Here is an 18602-nt window from a genome sequence, read left to right as displayed (position 1 = left end):
CGTTACGAATGATAAAGAGGATAATACATTTGTGTATTATCTATCAGGGTGGTACCGCGGGAAAACCTTCTCGTCCCTATTTGGGATGAGAGGGTTTTTTTATTTGTTTATTGTCTATTCTGATTATATGACAAGGATTACAGGAGGAAGAGGAAATGGAATATAAAGACACGCTGTTAATGCCAAAAACGGAATTCCCGATGCGTGGCAATCTTCCACAAAGAGAGCCAGACCTTCAGGCGAAATGGGAAGAAATGAATATCTATCAAAAGGTACAGGAACGGACAAAAGGACGTCCGATGTTCGTCTTGCATGACGGACCGCCATACGCCAATGGAGATATCCATATGGGGCATGCGCTTAATAAAATCCTAAAAGACATGATTGTCCGTTACAAATCAATGAGCGGTTTCCATGCACCATATGTCCCTGGTTGGGATACACATGGTTTGCCGATTGAACAGGCTTTAACTAATAAAGGGGTAAAACGGAAGGAAATGACTGTGGCAGAATTCCGTGAGCTTTGTACAAAGTATGCCCTTGAACAAATTGATAACCAACGCACTCAATTTAAGCGTCTTGGTGTAAGGGGAGATTGGGAAAATCCATACATCACCCTTAAGCCTGAATATGAAGCACAACAAATTAAAGTATTTGGTGAGATGGCGAAAAAAGGCTACATTTATAAAGGCAAAAAGCCTGTTTATTGGTCTCCGTCAAGTGAATCAGCTTTGGCTGAAGCTGAAATTGAATACCAAGATAAAAAATCTGCGTCTATTTACGTCAGCTTTAAAGTCAAAGACGGTAAGGGTGTCCTAGATACAGATACAAGCATTGTCATCTGGACCACTACTCCTTGGACGATTCCAGCTAACCTTGGAATTTCTGTTCATCCTGATTTAACTTATGTAGTGGTTTCCGTGAACGGTGCGAAATACCTCGTAGCAGAGGCATTATTAGAGGCTGTTTCAAAAGAGGCAGGCTGGGAAGAAACAGAAGTCGTTCAAAAGGTCAAAGGCTCAAGTTTAGAATATATCACTGCTGCCCATCCATTATACGGTCGTGATTCTCTAGTGATGTTAGGGGAACACGTTACTACGGATGCCGGTACTGGATGTGTTCATACTGCTCCAGGTCATGGGGAAGATGACTTCTATGTTGGACAGAAATATGGCCTAGAAGTGTTATGTCCCGTAGATGATAAAGGTGTGATGACAAGTGAGGCCGAAGGGTTTGAAGGATTATTTTACGATACAGCAAATAAGCCAATTGCCCAAGCCTTAGAAGAGGCGGGAGCATTATTAAAGCTATCGTTTATCACGCACTCTTATCCGCATGACTGGAGAACCAAGAAGCCGGTTATTTTCCGTGCGACAGCGCAATGGTTCGCGTCCATTAAAGATTTCCGGGAAGACTTATTGGAGGCAGTAAAAGAAACCAAATGGGTTCCCGCTTGGGGAGAAACAAGATTATTTAATATGGTTCGTGACCGCGGTGATTGGTGTATTTCTCGTCAGCGTGTCTGGGGTGTTCCTATTCCAGTATTCTATGCGGAGAATGGTGAGGAAATTATTACGGATGAAACAATTGAACATATTTCTAACCTCTTCCGTGAGAATGGTTCCAATGTTTGGTTCGAACGGGAAGCAAAAGATTTACTTCCTGAGGGATTCACACATCCAGGAAGTCCGAATGGAACTTTCACTAAAGAAACAGATATCATGGATGTTTGGTTTGATTCAGGATCTTCCCATCAGGCGGTATTGCTTGAGCGTGAGGATTTAGTCCGGCCTGCAGATCTCTATCTTGAAGGTTCAGACCAATATCGCGGCTGGTTTAACTCATCCTTATCAACGGCGGTAGCTGTAACTGGCAAGGCACCATATAAGGGTGTTTTAAGTCACGGCTTTGCCCTTGATGGCGAAGGAAGAAAAATGAGTAAATCACTTGGTAATACGGTTGTACCGGCAAAGGTGATGAATCAATTAGGTGCGGATATCCTGCGTCTATGGGTTGCTTCTGTTGACTACCAGGCAGATGTTCGTGTGTCTGATCCTATCCTTAAACAAGTAGCAGAGGTTTACCGTAAAATCCGTAATACCTTCCGTTTCTTATTAGGAAACTTAGCAGACTTTGATCCGGAAACAAACAAAGTGGCTTACGAAAACTTACGTGAAGTGGATCAATTTATGCTTGTAAAACTCAATAATTTAATTAAGTATGTAAGAAATGCCTATGAAAATTATGAGTTTGCCGGCATTTATCATGCAGTCAATAATTTCTGTACACTCGATTTAAGTGCCTTTTATCTTGATTTTGCAAAAGACGTACTTTATATTGAGGCAGCAGATAACCATGAGCGTCGTGCCATCCAAACAGTTTTATATGAATCACTGCTAGCTCTAACGAAATTGGTTTCTCCAATTCTTTCACATACAGCTGACGAAGTCTGGCCGTTTATCCCGGCTGTGAAAGAAGAAAGTGTCCAATTAACTGACCTTCCTGAATATCAGGAATTAGCCGGAGCGGATGCGCTGGAAGAAAAATGGTCTGCTTTCATGGTGCTCCGTGATGATGTATTAAAAGCACTTGAAGAAGCTCGTAACCAGAAAGTAATTGGTAAATCTTTAACTGCTAAGGTGACTTTGTATGTAAGTGAAAAGTCAAAAACATTGCTGGATTCCATCAGTGAAAACTTACAGCAATTATTTATCGTCTCTGGTTTTGAAGTTGCTGGAACTTACGACCAAGCACCTGACGATGCCGTTAAATTAGAGACAGCGGCAATTGTTGTTACCAAAGCTGAAGGGGAGACATGTGAACGCTGCTGGACTGTAACACCTGAGGTGGGACAGGATGGAGAGCATAGCACTTTATGTCCTCGTTGTGCTGAAGTAGTAAAAGAAAACTATTCCCATTTAGCCTAATAATTTTAGCCCTCTGTTTTTAACAGAGGGCTTTTATACGCTTATTTATAATAAAAGTACTATTAATTTTTACCTTTTTCTCTAATTGTTGTTGTCGTTGTCAATTGTTTTACCGTGTCAGGATTGGTTATGCGGAGATAATATTACAAATGACAAATCACGGAGGTAACAACTATGAATGCCATGCAGGAAAAGCTGTTTTTAGAACTCCGTCAAACAAAAGAGGAAATCGAAGATTCACTTAAAAAGAAATCAAAACAATCTTGGTTAACAGGTATACTCAAGGCAGAACTAGCCGATATCAATACAGCTATTCAAAAGTTCGAAAATGGAAATTTCGGACAGTGTGAAATCTCTGGAGAACTGATCCCGGAAGATTTATTGAATATGCTTCCTACCATGAGGTCTATAAAGGACCATGATGAATTAGAGTACTATTACAAAAAGCCTCTCTCTACTGCTTTTTTATAATGATTCATTGTCGTTTTGGGATTAAGTATGCTAAAATGCAAAGGAGATTAGAAAAGCTAACTGCTTACTCTTGTCGACTTTATCTGGGGGTATTTTAGAGTGTTTTATTACTTAATCGCAATTTTTGTAATTTTATTAGACCAATTTACAAAGTGGTTAATCGTAAACAACATGCTATTAGGGGAGAGCATACCAATCATTAATAATGTTTTGTATATTACTTCTCACCGTAATCGTGGAGCTGCATGGGGAATCCTCCAAGGTCAAATGTGGCTTTTTTATGTTATTACAATAGTGGTAATTGTAGGGATTATTTATTACCTGCACAAAGCTGCACGCGGGAAAATGCTGTTAGGAGTATCCCTGGCATTAATGTTAGGCGGTGCGATTGGTAACTTTATTGATCGTGTCCTTAGAAAAGAGGTAGTTGACTTTATACATACGTATATTTTCAGCTATAATTTCCCAGTATTTAATATTGCCGATTCTGCTTTAGTTATCGGTGTCATTTTGTTAATGATTCAAATGCTGCTTGATGAGCGGGGATCAAAGGAGAAATCATATGGAGAAAATGGAACACACCATTCTTGAAGACCAAAAAGGAGACCGTATTGATAAGGTCATTTCTGGGTTGGAGGAAGAATGGTCACGTACACAGGTTCAGCAATGGATTAAGGATGGGAACGTCCTAGTTAACGGACAATCTGTGAAGACGAATTATAAATGCAGCTTAAATGATGTTATTGAAATAATAATCCCAGAACCTGAAGAATTAGATGTTATTCCAGAAGAAATGGAATTAGATATCTATTATGAAGATAAAGATGTATTAGTGGTGAATAAACCTCGAGGGATGGTCGTTCATCCTGCACCAGGGCATATGACTGGTACATTGGTTAATGGATTAATGGCACATTGTAAGGATTTATCAGGTATAAATGGTGTGTTAAGACCGGGAATCGTCCACCGTATCGATAAGGATACATCTGGACTATTAATGGTAGCGAAAAATGATATGGCGCATGAAAGCCTTGTGAATCAATTGGTCGAGAAGACTGTCACACGTAAATATAAAGCAATCGTTCATGGGGTTATTCCGCATGATTATGGTACGATTGATGCGCCGCTCGCTCGAGATACAAAAGATCGCCAAAGTATGGCGGTTGTTGATAACGGCAAACATGCCGTTACCCATTTTCAAGTGCTTGAGCGTTTTAAAGACTTTACTTTTGTAGAATGTCAATTAGAAACAGGCAGGACCCACCAGATCCGTGTCCACATGAAATATATTGGTTATCCTCTTGCCGGCGATCCCAAATATGGTCCGAGGAAAACGTTAGACATTAACGGACAGGCATTGCATGCGGGAATTCTTGGATTTACACACCCAAGAACGAAAGAATATATAGAGTTTGAAGCGCCGTTACCTGAAGATTTTAATCATCTTCTTGAACAACTTCGTAAATAATTATTGACGATAGCCCAGATATGAGGTAATATGAGAATAACTTAATAAGCCTTTAATTCAGTCCCGTGAGGCTGAGAAGGAAACGGATTTGTTATAGACCGGACAAGGTCTGTAGCTGAATTTACATGTCTTCCTCTCGCCAAAATCGGTGAGAGGTTTTTTATTTTAAGATAATAAAAAGAAGGTGTAACATGAACCAAAAAGCTCTGGTCCTTGATGAACAAGCCATCAGTCGGGCACTAACAAGGATTGCTCATCAAATTATTGAAAAAAATAAGGGTATTGAGGAATGTGTGCTTGTCGGTATTCGTACAAGGGGAATCTATTTGGCAAAACGCCTCGCCTTAAGAATTGAAGAAATTGAAGGAAATCCAATTCCTGTCGGAGAGATTGACATAACCCTTTATCGGGATGACTTGACTAAGAAGACAGAAAACCAAGAACCGCTTGTGAAGGGTTCAGATATACCAGTTGAAATTAGCGATAAAAAAGTGATTCTTGTTGATGATGTACTATATACAGGCAGAACAGTCAGAGCCGGGCTGGATGCACTGATGGATATCGGCCGGCCCGCAACGATTCAACTAGCAGTGCTTGTTGACAGAGGCCATCGTGAACTGCCAGTGAGAGCCGATTATGTCGGTAAAAATGTACCTACATCCAGTGATGAAAAAATTGTTGTTCAATTATCAGAAGTCGATAAAGTTGACCAAGTAAGTATTTTTGACAAATAAATAGCAGCCCTTTTAAAAGGCAGTCCTGTGAGGCTGACAAAGGGGAAAGCCATTAATTATGGCCTTTCTATACCCTCTTTGTACCCTCATGTGAACATGAGGGTTTTTTTATGGCGAAAAAGAAGACAATAAATAGAAACCATATTAAATGGGGGAGAAACAAAGCAATGAAAAACAAACCAATTTTAGATGTAAGAGATGTTCCAAAACCAGGTCAATGGTTTACCTTAAGTATACAACACTTATTCTCCATGTTTGGAGCAACGATACTCGTACCATATCTTATCGGTTTAAGTCCAGCGCTTGCCTTAATTTCTAGTGGATTAGGTACGCTAGCCTTTCTTTTAATTACAAAAGGGACAGTGCCTGCATACCTTGGTTCATCCTTTGCTTATATAGCTCCAATCAAAATCCTTTACGAAACAGGCGGACCCGGGGCAGCAATGGTTGGAACATTCATTGCGGGTCTAGTTTATGGGATTGTTGCCATAGTGATCAGCAGGTCAGGTCACCGGTGGATCATGAATTTATTGCCGCCGATTGTGGTGGGTCCTGTCATCATGGTAATTGGTCTAGCTCTTTCTGGGAACGCGGTTGGAAATGCAATGAATAATGCTGAAGGCAAATATAGTATGCTTCATTTCTCGGTAGCACTAGTAACTTTGGCTGCCACGATCATATTCTCGATTTTTGCTAAAAAGATTTTAAGTGTGATTCCGATTTTAGCCGGAATAGTGATTGGATATACCTATGCGTTAATTGTTGGGATTGTCGATTTCACGCCTGTCATACAGGCACATTGGTTTGAAATGCCAGAATTCATTATTCCTTTTGTCTCATACAAAGTAAAGTTTTCATGGGGGATAGTCGCATTGGTAGTACCAATTGCCATTGTTACTTTATCCGAACACATTGGTCATCAGCTTGTTCTTAGCAAAGTTGTAGGACGTGACTACATTAAAAATCCAGGTTTACATCGTTCCATATTAGGTGATGGTACAGCAACAATGATTTCTGCTTTAATAGGCGGACCGCCAAAAACTACGTACGGAGAAAACATTGGGGTCTTAGCGATCACACGAGTGTACAGTGTGTACGTTATCGCAGGTGCAGCAATTTTCGCGATTATCTTCGGGTTTATAGGTAAGGTAACAGCCCTTATCCAAACGATTCCGACACCAGTTATGGGCGGCGTGTCCATCCTGCTATTCGGGATCATCGCTTCATCAGGATTAAGAATGCTGGTTGATAGTAAGATTGACTTTGGCGATAAACGGAACCTTGTCATCTCATCTGTCATTTTGGTAATTGGAATAGGAGGAGCCATTGTAAAGCTTCCTTTCAATATCGAAATCCAAGGGATGGCGTTAGCAGCAATTATTGGTGTCCTGCTAAATGTGATCTTGCCAGGAAAACCTGAAGCAGAAGAAAGTATGTTTGAAGCAGAGGGTAAAAATGAGAAAACTGCATAAATAAACGAACCTTTTAAAGGAAGTCCAGAGAGGCTTATAAGGGTGTGAAGCAATGCAAAGATGGAGATCTTTCCGAATCTTTGTTAAATTGCAGCTACTAAAACACCCTGACCATTAGTCAGGGTGTTTTTTATGAATACGAAAGGCGGGAAATGGATGTTACAACACTTATTAACCACGAATGAATTAAAGGTGGATGAGATTTATCAAATCTTAAATGATGCTCATAACTTTAAAAAAGGAATGGAGTGGCATCCAGAAGGAAAAATATTTGCCGCCAACCTATTTTTTGAACCAAGTACAAGAACAAAGAGCAGTTTTGAAGTAGCTCAAAAAAGGTTAGGTCTTGATGCAATCCACTTTGAAGTCCTGACATCAAGTGTTCAAAAAGGGGAAACACTTTATGATACAGTTAAAACATTAGAATCTATCGGTGTAAAAACAGTGATCATTCGTCACGACCAGGACCGCTACTTTGATGAGTTAGTAGGGAAAGTGAACATTCCGATTATTAATGGCGGTGATGGGTGCGGACATCATCCTACACAATCACTTTTAGATTTAATGACCATTCATGAAGAGTATGGTCAATTCGATGGGTTGAAAATCGCTATTATTGGAGACATTCGCCATAGCCGAGTGGCCCGTTCAAATGCAGATGTACTAACTAGGTTAGGGGCGGAAGTGATATTCTCAGGTCCTGAAGAGTGGTTTGATTCCCGCAGTGCGGATATGTCAAAATACAGACCGATTGATCAAGCAATTCAAGAATCGGATGTTGTTATGCTGTTAAGAGTTCAACATGAACGCCATCAACAAAAAAGCAGCTTCACGGCAAATGAATATCACAAACAATACGGACTTACTATTGAAAGAGAAAAAATGATGAAGCCGGGCAGCATTATCATGCACCCTGCTCCAGTTAATAGAAATGTAGAAATAGCTGATAGTCTTGTAGAGTGCAAGCGTTCAAGAATCTTTAAGCAAATGGAAAACGGTGTGTACGTGAGAATGGCAGCAATCAAAAGATCAATCGAGAGCCTTGAAGGAGGAAACCAAAATGAAACTACTTATTCAAAACACATGCTACATAGCTTCTAACGGAGAAAAGAAACAGGGCGATATATTAATAGAAGATGGCGTAATTACAAAGATTGAAAAGAAAATAGATGCAATTGCGGATCGGACAGTGAACGCTGAAGGAAAATTAGTCTCACCTGGATTTATCGACCTGCATGTACACCTGCGTGAACCAGGCGGCGAAAAGAAAGAAACCATCGCAACCGGAACAGCAGCAGCAGCAAGAGGCGGATTTACCACTATTGCCAACATGCCAAACACAAGACCGGTGCCTGACACCATTACTAACATGGAGGACTTGCAAAAACGAATTAAGGAGACTGCAAGGGTTAGGGTGCTTCCATATGCGTCCATCACCATCCGCCAGTTAGGTCAGGAGTTAACGGATTTTGAGGGCTTGAAAGCTAATGGCGCGTTTGCCTTTACGGATGACGGGGTTGGCGTACAATCGGCAAACATGATGCTTGAAGCGATGCAGAAAGCGGCCGCACTTGATATGGCGATTGTCGCTCACTGTGAAGAAAACACATTAATCAACAAGGGTTCTGTCCATGATGGTTCATTTGCCAAGAAGCATGGATTAAATGGAATTCCATCTATCTGTGAATCTGTTCAAATTGCCAGAGATGTGCTGTTAGCGGAAGCAGCGGACTGCCATTATCATGTCTGCCATATCAGCACAAAGGAATCAGTCAGGGTAGTTAGAGATGCGAAACGAGCAGGAATAAAAGTAACAGCAGAGGTAACACCGCATCACTTATTGTTATCTGAAGATGATATCCCAGGCTTGGATGCCAACTTTAAAATGAATCCGCCGCTTCGTTCTGCGGAAGACCGCAAAGCCTTAATAGAAGGGCTCTTAGACGGAACGATTGATTTCATTGCAACCGATCATGCTCCGCATACAGCAGAAGAAAAAGCAGAGGGAATGACGCTTGCACCATTTGGCATCGTCGGGCTAGAAACAGCGTTTCCGCTTCTATACACGCACCTTGTCTTAAAAAATGTAATGACACTCGAACAGTTAATCGATTATTTAACAGTCAAACCGGCAGATGCATTTGGCCTGTCATATGGAAGAATTGAAGTTGGAGCAGCAGCAGATTTAGTTCTCTTGAACTTAGATAAAGAACAAGAAATTAATACAGAGGAATTCTTATCAAAAGGAAAAAATACACCATTTGGCGGTTGGAAATGTAAAGGTTGGCCGGAAATGACAATCGCTGGAGGAGAAATCGCTTGGGAAAAAGGACGTGTGTTAGTATGAAAAAACAACTAATTTTAGAAGATGGCACAATTTTTATTGGTAAAGGCTTCGGCAGTGATACAGAAACAATTGGTGAAGTTGTTTTTAATACAGGGATGACTGGCTATCAGGAAATTATTTCTGACCCATCCTATTGCGGACAAATTGTAACCTTAACCTACCCGCTGATCGGCAATTACGGGATCAACCGCGACGATTTTGAGTCTATTAACCCTGCTGTAAAGGGGCTGGTTGTTAAAGAGGCAGCAGACTTCCCATCCAACTGGAGAAATGAATATACCTTAGACGAATACTTTGACATGAAGAAAATCCCTGGGATTGCAGGGATTGATACACGTAAATTAACACGGATTATCCGTCAATACGGTACACTTAAAGGTGCCATCTGCAGCATCGAAAAAGATCCACAAGAAGTTTTGAGCCAATTGCAAAAAGCTCCGCTTCCAACGAATCAAGTAAAACAAGTTTCCACTAAAAATGCTTATCCAAGCCCAGGCCGCGGCAAACGAGTGGTTCTTGTGGATTTTGGAATGAAGCACGGAATCTTACGGGAACTTAACCACCGTGATTGTGATGTGGTTGTAGTTCCATATCATACAACAGCAGACGAAATCCTTCAGTTACGTCCGGACGGTATTATGCTGTCAAATGGACCTGGAGATCCAAAGGATGTTCCAGAAGCAATCGATATGCTAAAAGGTGTATTAGGCAGAGTGCCATTGTTTGGAATATGCTTAGGTCATCAGTTATTTGCCCTAGCGTGCGGAGCTAACACAGAAAAAATGAAGTTCGGTCACCGTGGTTCAAACCATCCGGTCAAAGACCTTTCAACAGGAAAGGTTGCGATTACTTCACAAAACCACGGTTATACAGTGGAAGAAGAATCGATTAAAAATACAAGATTAGAAGTTACTCACATTGCAGTGAACGACGGTACAGTGGAAGGACTAAAACATCTAGATTATCCAGCATTCACTGTTCAATATCATCCCGAAGCATCCCCAGGACCAGAAGATGCAAACGGCCTATTTAACCAATTCATTCACATGATGGAAAAGCACAAACAGGAGGTTTCAGCAAATGCCTAAACGTACAGATATCAAATCCATTCTAGTAATCGGTTCAGGACCCATTGTCATCGGCCAGGCAGCAGAATTTGACTATGCAGGGGCACAGGCGTGTATTGCTCTAAAAGAAGAGGGCTATCGTGTTATTCTCGTAAACTCAAACCCTGCAACCATTATGACAGATACAGAAATGGCAGATGCCGTTTATATCGAACCATTAACCGTTGAATTTGTCAGCAGAATCATTCGCAAAGAACGCCCAGATGCACTGCTTGCGACCCTTGGCGGACAAACAGGCCTTAACCTGGCGGTTGATCTTACAAAATCAGGCGTTTTAGCTGAATGTGAAGTGGAAATTCTTGGCACGAAACTTTCAGCGATTAACCAAGCTGAGGACCGCGACCTTTTCCGCAGCCTAATGAATGAATTAAACGAACCAGTTCCAGATAGTGAAATCATTCATGAATTATCAGAGGCAAAAGCATTTGTTGAAAAAATTGGCTTTCCAGTAATTGTCCGTCCTGCCTTTACATTAGGGGGAACAGGCGGCGGAATTTGCCACAACGATGAGGAATTAGAAGAAATCGTTACTAGCGGCTTAAAGCACAGCCCCGTAACTCAATGTTTACTAGAAAAAAGTATCGCTGGTTTCAAGGAAATAGAATATGAAGTAATGCGTGATGCAAACGATAATGCGATTGTGGTTTGTAACATGGAAAACATCGATCCTGTCGGCGTACACACTGGGGATTCGATTGTTGTGGCACCGAGCCAGACATTAAGTGACCGTGAGTATCAGCTGCTTCGAAATGTTTCATTAAAAATTATCCGTGCCTTAGGTATTGAAGGCGGCTGTAACGTCCAGCTTGCTCTTGATCCTTATAGCTATAATTACTATATTATCGAAGTAAATCCACGTGTTAGCCGTTCTTCGGCATTAGCGTCAAAAGCAACAGGGTACCCTATTGCAAAGCTTGCAGCCAAAATTGCAGTCGGTTTAACACTTGATGAAATGTTAAACCCCGTAACAGGAAAAACCTATGCAAGCTTTGAGCCAGCGCTTGATTATATCGTGACGAAAATCCCAAGATGGCCGTTTGACAAGTTCGAATCGGGTAATCGTTCACTTGGTACGCAAATGAAAGCAACCGGTGAGATTATGGCGATTGGCCGTACATTCGAAGAATCGTTATTGAAGGCGATCAGATCCCTTGAAGCAGGCGTTCATCACTTTGAACTAAACGGTGCTTCTGAGATTGATGATGAATTACTTGAGAAGCGGATCCGTAAAGCGGGAGATGAAAGACTCTTTTACATCGCAGAAGGGTTAAAACGTGGATTAACAATAGACACCATTCATGAATGGAGTAAAATCGATTTGTTCTTCCTAAAGAAGATGGAACGAATTATTGAACTGGAAAAGGCAATCGCAGCCAATCCTTTCGAAACCGAAATTTTACTAGAGGCCAAACAAAAAGGCTTTACTGATAAAAAAATCGCTGAATTATGGAATGTATCGGAAAGAGAAATTTATCAGACCAGAAAGAATCAAGAGATTAAACCTGTATATAAAATGGTTGATACTTGTGCAGCAGAATTCGAATCGGCAACACCTTACTACTATGGCACCTATGAAGAGGAAAACGAGTCGATTGTGACAGAGAAAAGTAGTGTGATCGTCCTAGGTTCTGGACCGATCCGAATCGGCCAAGGAATTGAATTTGATTATGCGACGGTTCACTCTGTAAAAGCGATTAAAGAAGCAGGCTATGAAGCGATTATTATCAACAATAATCCAGAAACCGTATCGACTGATTTCAGTATTTCCGATAAGCTTTACTTCGAGCCGCTTACGATTGAAGATGTAATGAGTATCATTGATTTAGAAAAACCAGTAGGGGTAGTTGTTCAATTCGGCGGACAAACCGCGATCAATCTAGCAGCTAAACTTGAAGAAAACGGTGTGAAAATTCTCGGAACAAGCTTAGAAGATTTAGACCGCGCAGAAAATCGCGATAAATTTGAACAGGCTCTTCAACAATTAAATATCCCGCAGCCGTTAGGAAAAACAGCCATGTCAGTGGAAGAAGCACTGGTGATTGCCGGCGAAATCGGTTATCCGGTTCTTGTCCGTCCTTCTTACGTGTTAGGCGGAAGAGCGATGGAGATCGTCTACCGTGAAGAAGAACTTCTTTACTATATGAAAAACGCAGTAAATGTAAATCCTGAACATCCTGTTTTGATTGACCGTTATTTAACAGGAAAAGAGATTGAAGTAGATGCGATTTGTGATGGGACCAACGTATTAATCCCAGGCATTATGGAACATATCGAACGAGCTGGGGTTCACTCAGGTGACTCGATTGCTGTTTACCCGCCGCAAACGCTAAGTGAGAAAACCAAACAAACCCTTGTTGAGTATACAGAGAAACTAGCAAGAGGCTTAAACATTATTGGATTACTAAACATACAATATGTACTTGCAGGCGACGAAGTGTTTGTTCTAGAGGTTAACCCAAGATCCAGCCGTACCGTTCCTTTCTTAAGTAAAATTACGAATATTCCAATGGCTAAAATTGCAACCCAAGCGATTCTTGGAGTATCTATCCTTGACCAAGGTTACATTCCGGGTCTTGTTACTGAAAAAGAAGGAGTATATGTTAAGGTTCCTGTCTTCTCTTTCGCCAAACTGAAGAGTGTAGATATCACGCTTGGACCTGAAATGAAGTCTACGGGTGAAGTAATGGGCAAGGATGCCACCCTCGAAAAAGCATTATATAAAGGATTAGTGGCTTCAGGGATGAAAATCCAGCCATTCGGAACCGTATTGTTCACAGTGTCCGATAAGGATAAAGAAGAAGCATTAAAACTTGCGAAGCGTTTCTCAAACATTGGTTATCGTCTAATGGCAACAAGCGGTACAGCAGCCGTTTTAGAAGCTGCAGGCCTAAGAGTAAAAGTGGTTGGGAAAATTGGTTCAGAAGGAAAAACGCTATTGGATGTCATCCATAATGGAGATGCCCAGTTCATTGTTAATACTCTAACAAAAGGCAAGCAGCCAGAACGTGATGGCTTTAGAATCCGACGTGAAGCGGTTGAGAATGGTGTTCCTTGCTTAACCTCACTGGATACAGCTGATGCAATCTTAAAGGTGATTGAATCTATGAACTTCTCAGCAGAACCGATGACAGCCATGAAAAAGGAGGCAGTATTTGCATGATCCAAAAAGAATTATGCAAAATTCTAAGCCAAAAAGAAATAGCTTCAGATATTTATGAGCTGACTATTAATGGAGAACTGGTGACGCAAATCACGTCACCAGGTCAATTTGTCCATATCAAAGTATCCAATGGTTTAGATCCGCTGTTGCGCAGACCAATAAGTATTTCTTCGTACGATCTGGAACAAAAAAATTTAACGATGATTTACCGTAAAGATGGAAGAGGAACAAGCATGCTAGCCAAATTAAGACCAGGGATGAATGTCGACATCCTTGGTCCACTCGGCAATGGCTTTCCTGTGGATGAGGTCAGCAAAGGGGATACAGCCCTCCTTGTTGGCGGCGGAATTGGTGTGCCTCCACTATATGAACTATCAAATCAATTAGTTGAAAAAGGGGTTAAGGTCATCCATGTTCTTGGCTTCCAGACCGCATCAGCTGTCTTCTACGAAGATGAATTTATGAAAAATGGGGAAACCTATATCACGACAGTAGATGGTTCTTATGGAAGAAGGGGCTTTGTAACGGATGTAATGAAAGAATTGCAATTTGATTGTATCTATACATGTGGACCAACACCGATGTTAAGAGCGATTGAGCAAAATTATCAAGATAAAAAGGTGTTTTTATCTTTAGAAGAGCGGATGGGCTGCGGCATTGGTGCCTGTTTTGCCTGTGTATGCAAAAAGAAAGACGATCCAACAGGAGTTGCCTATAAAAAAGTCTGCAGCGATGGTCCTGTTTTCCGAGCCGGGGAGGTATTGATATGAGTCGTTTGAACATCGAATTACCAGGCTTAAACCTAAAAAACCCAATCATGCCTGCATCTGGCTGCTTTGGGTTTGGCAGAGAGTATAGTCAGTTCTATGATTTGAGTGTCCTTGGGGCGATTATGATTAAAGCCACAACAGTAGAGCCTAGGTTCGGAAATCCAACACCGCGTGTTGCTGAAACATCTGCGGGTATGTTGAACGCCATTGGCCTGCAAAATCCTGGTCTTCAAAAAGTCCTTAGTGAAGAACTGCCATTTTTGTCTCAATATGATGTGCCCATTATTGCCAATGTGGCTGGTTCGCTAGAAGAGGACTACGTGAGTGTTGCCCGTGAGATTTCTAAAGCGCCTAATGTTCATGCACTAGAACTGAATATCTCTTGTCCTAATGTAAAAACAGGCGGGATTGCGTTTGGAACGATCCCTGAAACAGCTAAAGAGCTAACCCGTAAAGTAAAAGAGGTTTCCGAGGTACCGGTTTATGTAAAATTATCACCAAATGTAACGAACATTGTGGAAATGGCCAAGGCTGTTGAAGCTGGTGGTGCCGATGGTTTGACGATGATTAATACCCTGATTGGGATGAGACTTGATTTAAAAACAGGAAAACCTGTACTGGCTAACCGGACTGGCGGATTATCAGGTCCAGCCATTAAGCCAGTTGCAATCCGGATGATTCACGAAGTAAGCCAGGCTGTTGAAATCCCAATTATCGGTATGGGCGGCGTGGAGACAGCTGCCGATGTAATTGAATATTTTTACGCGGGGGCAAGTGCCGTGGCGGTCGGAACAGCCAACTTTGTTGACCCATTTGTTTGCCCGACCATTATTGAGGAGTTACCTGAACTGCTTAGTAAATTAGGATTTGAACACATCAGTGAATGTACAGGAAGGAGCTGGAAAACGAATGGACAACTCGCTTATCATCGCGCTTGATTTTCCAGGCATCAAAGAAGTAAATGAATTTTTAAAACCATTTGCGGGCAGGGAGCTCTTTGTAAAAGTAGGGATGGAGTTATTCTACCAGGAAGGCCCTTCCATCATTCACCAATTAAAAGAACAAGGGCACCAAATTTTCCTTGATTTAAAGCTTCATGATATTCCGAACACCGTGAAAAGTGCGATGAAGGGTTTAGCCCGGCTAGAATGTGATTTAGTTAATGTTCATGCGGCTGGTGGAATTGAAATGATGAGGGCGGCGCTGGAAGGTCTTGAGGCAGGAACCCCTGCTGGACGGAAACGACCAAGCTGTATCGCCGTCACTCAATTAACAAGTACCTCTGAAGAACAGATGCAAAAAGAGCAGCTTATTCCGGTCTCCTTGAAGGAATCGGTACTTCACTATGCCGCCAATACGAGACAAGCAGGATTAGATGGTGTCGTTTGCTCGGCATGGGAAGCTGCTGCGATTAAAGAGAAGACAGGACAATCATTTTTAACAGTATGCCCAGGTATACGAATGGCTTCAGATCATGTAGGAGACCAAAAACGGGTGACAACACCTGAATCTGCACGGACGATGGGGGTAAGCTCGATTGTTGTAGGTCGTTCAATTACACGATCACTTGACCCGGTTAAGACTTATGAACAATGGATGGAAGCATGGAAGGGAGTAACACAATGAAACAATTAATTGCTGAAAAATTACTAGAAATCAATGCGGTTGCCTTAAAACCTGAGGAGCCGTTTACATGGACATCAGGACTTCGTTCCCCCATTTATTGTGATAATCGTTTAACACTTTCATACCCTGAGGTGAGGAGAGCTATTGCTGCAGGACTGAAGCAGCTGATTGAAGAAAACTTTCCTGGAACTGAGGTAGTCGCTGGGACAGCAACAGCTGGAATTCCTCATGCGGCATGGGTAAGTGACCTTATGGACCTTCCAATGTGCTATGTTCGTTCAAAAGCAAAGGGTCATGGGAAAGGGAATCAAATTGAAGGAAAAGCCGAGGCCGGCCAAAAAGTCGTCATAGTTGAAGACTTGATTTCTACTGGAGGCAGTGTCGTAACGGCCGTTGATGCACTAAAAGAGGCAGGATGTGACGTACTAGGGGTCGTATCCATTTTTACATACGGTCTTGAAAAAGGAAAACAAGTATTTGCAGAGGAAAATATTAAGAGTTTTTCAATTACTGATTTTTCTACACTGATTGAAGTGGCAATTGATAAGGGCTATGTAAGTGCGGAAAATCAAGAAAGCTTGTTATTATGGAGCAAAGATCCAGCTGCATGGAGCAAAAAGTTCGAGGAAGCAGCATCACTGCTAAAATAAATTTTTTTAAACAAGAGAATTTAAAAAGTGCCGATAAAATATGCTAAAGTGCCGATAAAACATAAGAAAGCGCCGATAAAACATTAAAAAGTGCCGGTAAATAAAAAACGGGAGCCAAAAGCTCCCGTTTTTGCATCATTTTTTTAGTTTTAGAACCAATTCTTCGTCTGGAGTGACATAAACCGTTTGCTGGTTATCGTAAATGACAAATCCAGGCTTGGCTCCACTCGGTTTTTTCACGTGGCGCACTTTTGTAAAATCGACAGGTACCGATCCGGAATTACGAGCCTTACTATAATAGGCCGCTAAATTTGCTGCTTCAAGAATCGTCTCTTCAGAAGGTTCCTTACTTCGGATTACCACATGTGACCCAGGAATATCCTTTGTATGAAGCCAAATTTCATCGCGGGCTGCCAACTTATTCGTAAGGTAATCATTTTGTTTATTATTCTTACCAACAATAATCTCTGTCCCATCGGACGCAACAAAATGATCGAGTACCGGCTTTGCGTTCTGAAGCTTTTTCACATTCCGTTTTTGCCGTTCGCGGAGATACCCGCCCTCCACAAGTTCCTCACGGATTTCTTGAAGGTCTTTTGGCGAGGCTGCTTGGACCTGTTGCAGCAAATTATCAAAATACTCGACTTCCTCACGTGCCATTTCAATTTGCTCCATCACAATGGAAATCGAATTCTTAGCCTTCTGATATTTGGAAAAATACTTCTGCGCATTATCAGATGGAGTCTTCCTTGTATCGAGCGGAATAACCACCATGCCGCCATTTTCATCATAGTAATTAAGAACTTCAATTTCTTTCATACCCTTTTTGGCCGCATATAGATTAGCAGTTAACAACTCTCCATAAAGTTGGAACTTTTCTGCTTTCTCTGCCTCTTCCAATGTCCTCTGGAGTTTATCAATTTTCTTCTCATTCTTTTCTTTTTCATTACTGATAAATCTTTCAATATCATTTCCCTGCTGTTTGACGCGGTCACGTTCAGCTTTACCGAAGTAAAAACGGTCGAGCATTTCACTAAGTGCAGGAAAGGTCCGTACATCTCCGTTTACATGCTCGAGCGGGAATAAATAAAATAATTCTTTACCATTTGCATTCATAATCGAAGGAGCAATATCACCAGAACTTATTTTTTTCATAAAACGGATAAACGTCGCCGGAACGGTGGTACGATTGGCCAGTCCGCTTTGAAAGATCACTTCCTTCGCAAATAGCGGGGAGACACCTCCAAAGTGGTCGACAAGCTGACGGTCAAGCTTACCGCCCATAAAATCAACCTTCTTTAATACATCCTCTTCACTTGCGGTAAACGGATCTACTTTATTTTGTTCTGGCGGGTTAATATACGGCTGTCCAGGAAGGATCGCCCTATGGCTGTTTATCGCAAATGAAACATGCTTAATACTATCAAGTATGAGATTGCGCGTTTTATCCACTAAGACAATATTGCTATGACGTCCCATAATTTCGATAATCAACTGCTTATAGCTGATATCGCCAATTTCATTTCTTCCCTTAATTTCTAACACAATGATCCGGTCATTACCGACCTGATATAAATCCTCTAATATATATCCTTCAATATGCTTTCTAAGAAGCATACAGAACATTGGCGGCTCACTGGGATTGTCATAGGCTTCGTTCGTGAATTGAACCCTGGCGTAACTTGGATGAGCCGATAATAATAGTTTTTGATTCACTCCGTTGGCACGAATCGTTAAAATGACTTCATTTTTATATGGCTGATGGACTTTGTTAATCCGTCCGCCCTTGAGGGAACGAACCAATTCATCCACCATTGCTTTTGTAAATAAACCATCAAATGACATGGAAA

General features: G+C 41.5%; 15 protein-coding genes and 1 other annotated feature (1 of these 16 running past the window's edge). Of the genes, 14 read left to right on the top strand and 1 reads right to left on the bottom strand.

Features of this window, described 5'->3' with window-relative positions:
* Positions 1–81: a binding site (T-box leader), on the top strand; it begins 154 nt to the left of the window's first position.
* A gap of 74 nt (positions 82–155) precedes the next feature.
* From ileS to pyrE, 14 genes are all read left to right on the top strand, one after another.
* A complete protein-coding gene (gene ileS, locus GXK58_RS04060; RefSeq protein WP_160720114.1) occupies positions 156–2927 on the top strand; it encodes an isoleucine--tRNA ligase in 2772 nt (923 codons plus the stop codon).
* A 174-nt stretch (positions 2928–3101) separates the two neighbouring features.
* Positions 3102–3398: a hypothetical protein gene (locus GXK58_RS04055; protein WP_160720112.1), complete on the top strand. Its 297-nt coding sequence runs from the start codon at positions 3102–3104 to the stop codon at positions 3396–3398.
* A gap of 99 nt (positions 3399–3497) precedes the next feature.
* Positions 3498–3989: a signal peptidase II gene (gene lspA, locus GXK58_RS04050; protein ID WP_160720110.1), complete on the top strand. Its 492-nt coding sequence runs from the start codon at positions 3498–3500 to the stop codon at positions 3987–3989.
* On the top strand, positions 3961–4866 hold the full coding sequence (locus GXK58_RS04045; protein ID WP_160720108.1) for an RluA family pseudouridine synthase: 906 nt from the start codon (positions 3961–3963) through the stop codon (positions 4864–4866). Before lspA ends, GXK58_RS04045 begins: the two co-directional genes overlap by 29 nt.
* Positions 4867–5057: 191 nt before the next feature.
* On the top strand, positions 5058–5600 hold the full coding sequence (gene pyrR, locus GXK58_RS04040) for a bifunctional pyr operon transcriptional regulator/uracil phosphoribosyltransferase PyrR (RefSeq protein ID WP_160720106.1): 543 nt from the start codon (positions 5058–5060) through the stop codon (positions 5598–5600).
* A gap of 167 nt (positions 5601–5767) precedes the next feature.
* A complete protein-coding gene (locus GXK58_RS04035; protein WP_160720104.1) occupies positions 5768–7072 on the top strand; it encodes a uracil-xanthine permease family protein in 1305 nt (434 codons plus the stop codon).
* Positions 7073–7204: 132 nt separating this feature from the next.
* Positions 7205–8173, top strand: coding sequence for an aspartate carbamoyltransferase catalytic subunit (locus GXK58_RS04030; protein ID WP_237389560.1), 969 nt, complete (start codon positions 7205–7207; stop codon positions 8171–8173).
* Positions 8133–9419: a dihydroorotase gene (locus GXK58_RS04025; protein WP_160720102.1), complete on the top strand. Its 1287-nt coding sequence runs from the start codon at positions 8133–8135 to the stop codon at positions 9417–9419. The genes GXK58_RS04030 and GXK58_RS04025 overlap by 41 nt, the downstream gene beginning before the upstream one ends.
* A complete protein-coding gene (locus GXK58_RS04020; protein WP_160720100.1) occupies positions 9416–10507 on the top strand; it encodes a carbamoyl phosphate synthase small subunit in 1092 nt (363 codons plus the stop codon). The genes GXK58_RS04025 and GXK58_RS04020 overlap by 4 nt, the downstream gene beginning before the upstream one ends.
* The gene (gene carB, locus GXK58_RS04015; protein ID WP_160720098.1) at positions 10500–13706 is read left to right on the top strand and encodes a carbamoyl-phosphate synthase large subunit; all 3207 of its coding nucleotides are present in this window, start codon (positions 10500–10502) and stop codon (positions 13704–13706) included. The genes GXK58_RS04020 and carB overlap by 8 nt, the downstream gene beginning before the upstream one ends.
* Positions 13703–14476, top strand: a complete 774-nt coding sequence (locus GXK58_RS04010; RefSeq protein ID WP_160720096.1) for a dihydroorotate dehydrogenase electron transfer subunit — start codon at positions 13703–13705, stop codon at positions 14474–14476. Before carB ends, GXK58_RS04010 begins: the two co-directional genes overlap by 4 nt.
* The gene (locus tag GXK58_RS04005) at positions 14473–15414 is read left to right on the top strand and encodes a dihydroorotate dehydrogenase (RefSeq protein ID WP_160720094.1); all 942 of its coding nucleotides are present in this window, start codon (positions 14473–14475) and stop codon (positions 15412–15414) included. Before GXK58_RS04010 ends, GXK58_RS04005 begins: the two co-directional genes overlap by 4 nt.
* The gene (gene pyrF, locus GXK58_RS04000; RefSeq protein WP_160720092.1) at positions 15386–16102 is read left to right on the top strand and encodes an orotidine-5'-phosphate decarboxylase; all 717 of its coding nucleotides are present in this window, start codon (positions 15386–15388) and stop codon (positions 16100–16102) included. Before GXK58_RS04005 ends, pyrF begins: the two co-directional genes overlap by 29 nt.
* The gene (gene pyrE / locus GXK58_RS03995; RefSeq protein WP_160720090.1) at positions 16099–16752 is read left to right on the top strand and encodes an orotate phosphoribosyltransferase; all 654 of its coding nucleotides are present in this window, start codon (positions 16099–16101) and stop codon (positions 16750–16752) included. The genes pyrF and pyrE overlap by 4 nt, the downstream gene beginning before the upstream one ends.
* 135 nt (positions 16753–16887) lie before the next feature.
* Here the strand turns inward: pyrE and GXK58_RS03990 are convergent, their stop codons facing one another.
* On the bottom strand, positions 16888–18597 hold the full coding sequence (locus GXK58_RS03990) for an Rqc2 family fibronectin-binding protein (protein ID WP_202171290.1): 1710 nt from the start codon (positions 18595–18597) through the stop codon (positions 16888–16890).
* Positions 18598–18602 lie beyond the last annotated feature (5 nt).

The organism is Bacillus sp. USDA818B3_A (assembly GCF_009928415.1).
Taxonomy (GTDB): Bacteria; Bacillota; Bacilli; order Bacillales; family Cytobacillaceae; genus Neobacillus.
The sequence above is the reverse complement of the archived record's forward strand: the minus strand, read 5'-3'. Positions and strand labels throughout refer to the sequence as shown.

Coding starts and splice junctions, on each gene's coding strand:
- GXK58_RS04010 (WP_160720096.1), top strand. CDS start 13,703: ATGATCCAAAAAGAATTATGCAAAATTCTAAGCCAAAAAGAAATAGCT.
- GXK58_RS04045 (WP_160720108.1), top strand. CDS start 3,961: ATGGAGAAAATGGAACACACCATTCTTGAAGACCAAAAAGGAGACCGT.
- GXK58_RS04030 (WP_237389560.1), top strand. CDS start 7,205: ATGAATACGAAAGGCGGGAAATGGATGTTACAACACTTATTAACCACG.
- GXK58_RS04005 (WP_160720094.1), top strand. CDS start 14,473: ATGAGTCGTTTGAACATCGAATTACCAGGCTTAAACCTAAAAAACCCA.
- carB (WP_160720098.1), top strand. CDS start 10,500: ATGCCTAAACGTACAGATATCAAATCCATTCTAGTAATCGGTTCAGGA.
- GXK58_RS04025 (WP_160720102.1), top strand. CDS start 8,133: ATGAAACTACTTATTCAAAACACATGCTACATAGCTTCTAACGGAGAA.
- GXK58_RS04035 (WP_160720104.1), top strand. CDS start 5,768: ATGAAAAACAAACCAATTTTAGATGTAAGAGATGTTCCAAAACCAGGT.
- pyrR (WP_160720106.1), top strand. CDS start 5,058: ATGAACCAAAAAGCTCTGGTCCTTGATGAACAAGCCATCAGTCGGGCA.
- GXK58_RS04020 (WP_160720100.1), top strand. CDS start 9,416: ATGAAAAAACAACTAATTTTAGAAGATGGCACAATTTTTATTGGTAAA.
- pyrF (WP_160720092.1), top strand. CDS start 15,386: ATGGACAACTCGCTTATCATCGCGCTTGATTTTCCAGGCATCAAAGAA.
- ileS (WP_160720114.1), top strand. CDS start 156: ATGGAATATAAAGACACGCTGTTAATGCCAAAAACGGAATTCCCGATG.
- pyrE (WP_160720090.1), top strand. CDS start 16,099: ATGAAACAATTAATTGCTGAAAAATTACTAGAAATCAATGCGGTTGCC.
- GXK58_RS03990 (WP_202171290.1), bottom strand. CDS start 18,597: ATGTCATTTGATGGTTTATTTACAAAAGCAATGGTGGATGAATTGGTT.
- GXK58_RS04055 (WP_160720112.1), top strand. CDS start 3,102: ATGAATGCCATGCAGGAAAAGCTGTTTTTAGAACTCCGTCAAACAAAA.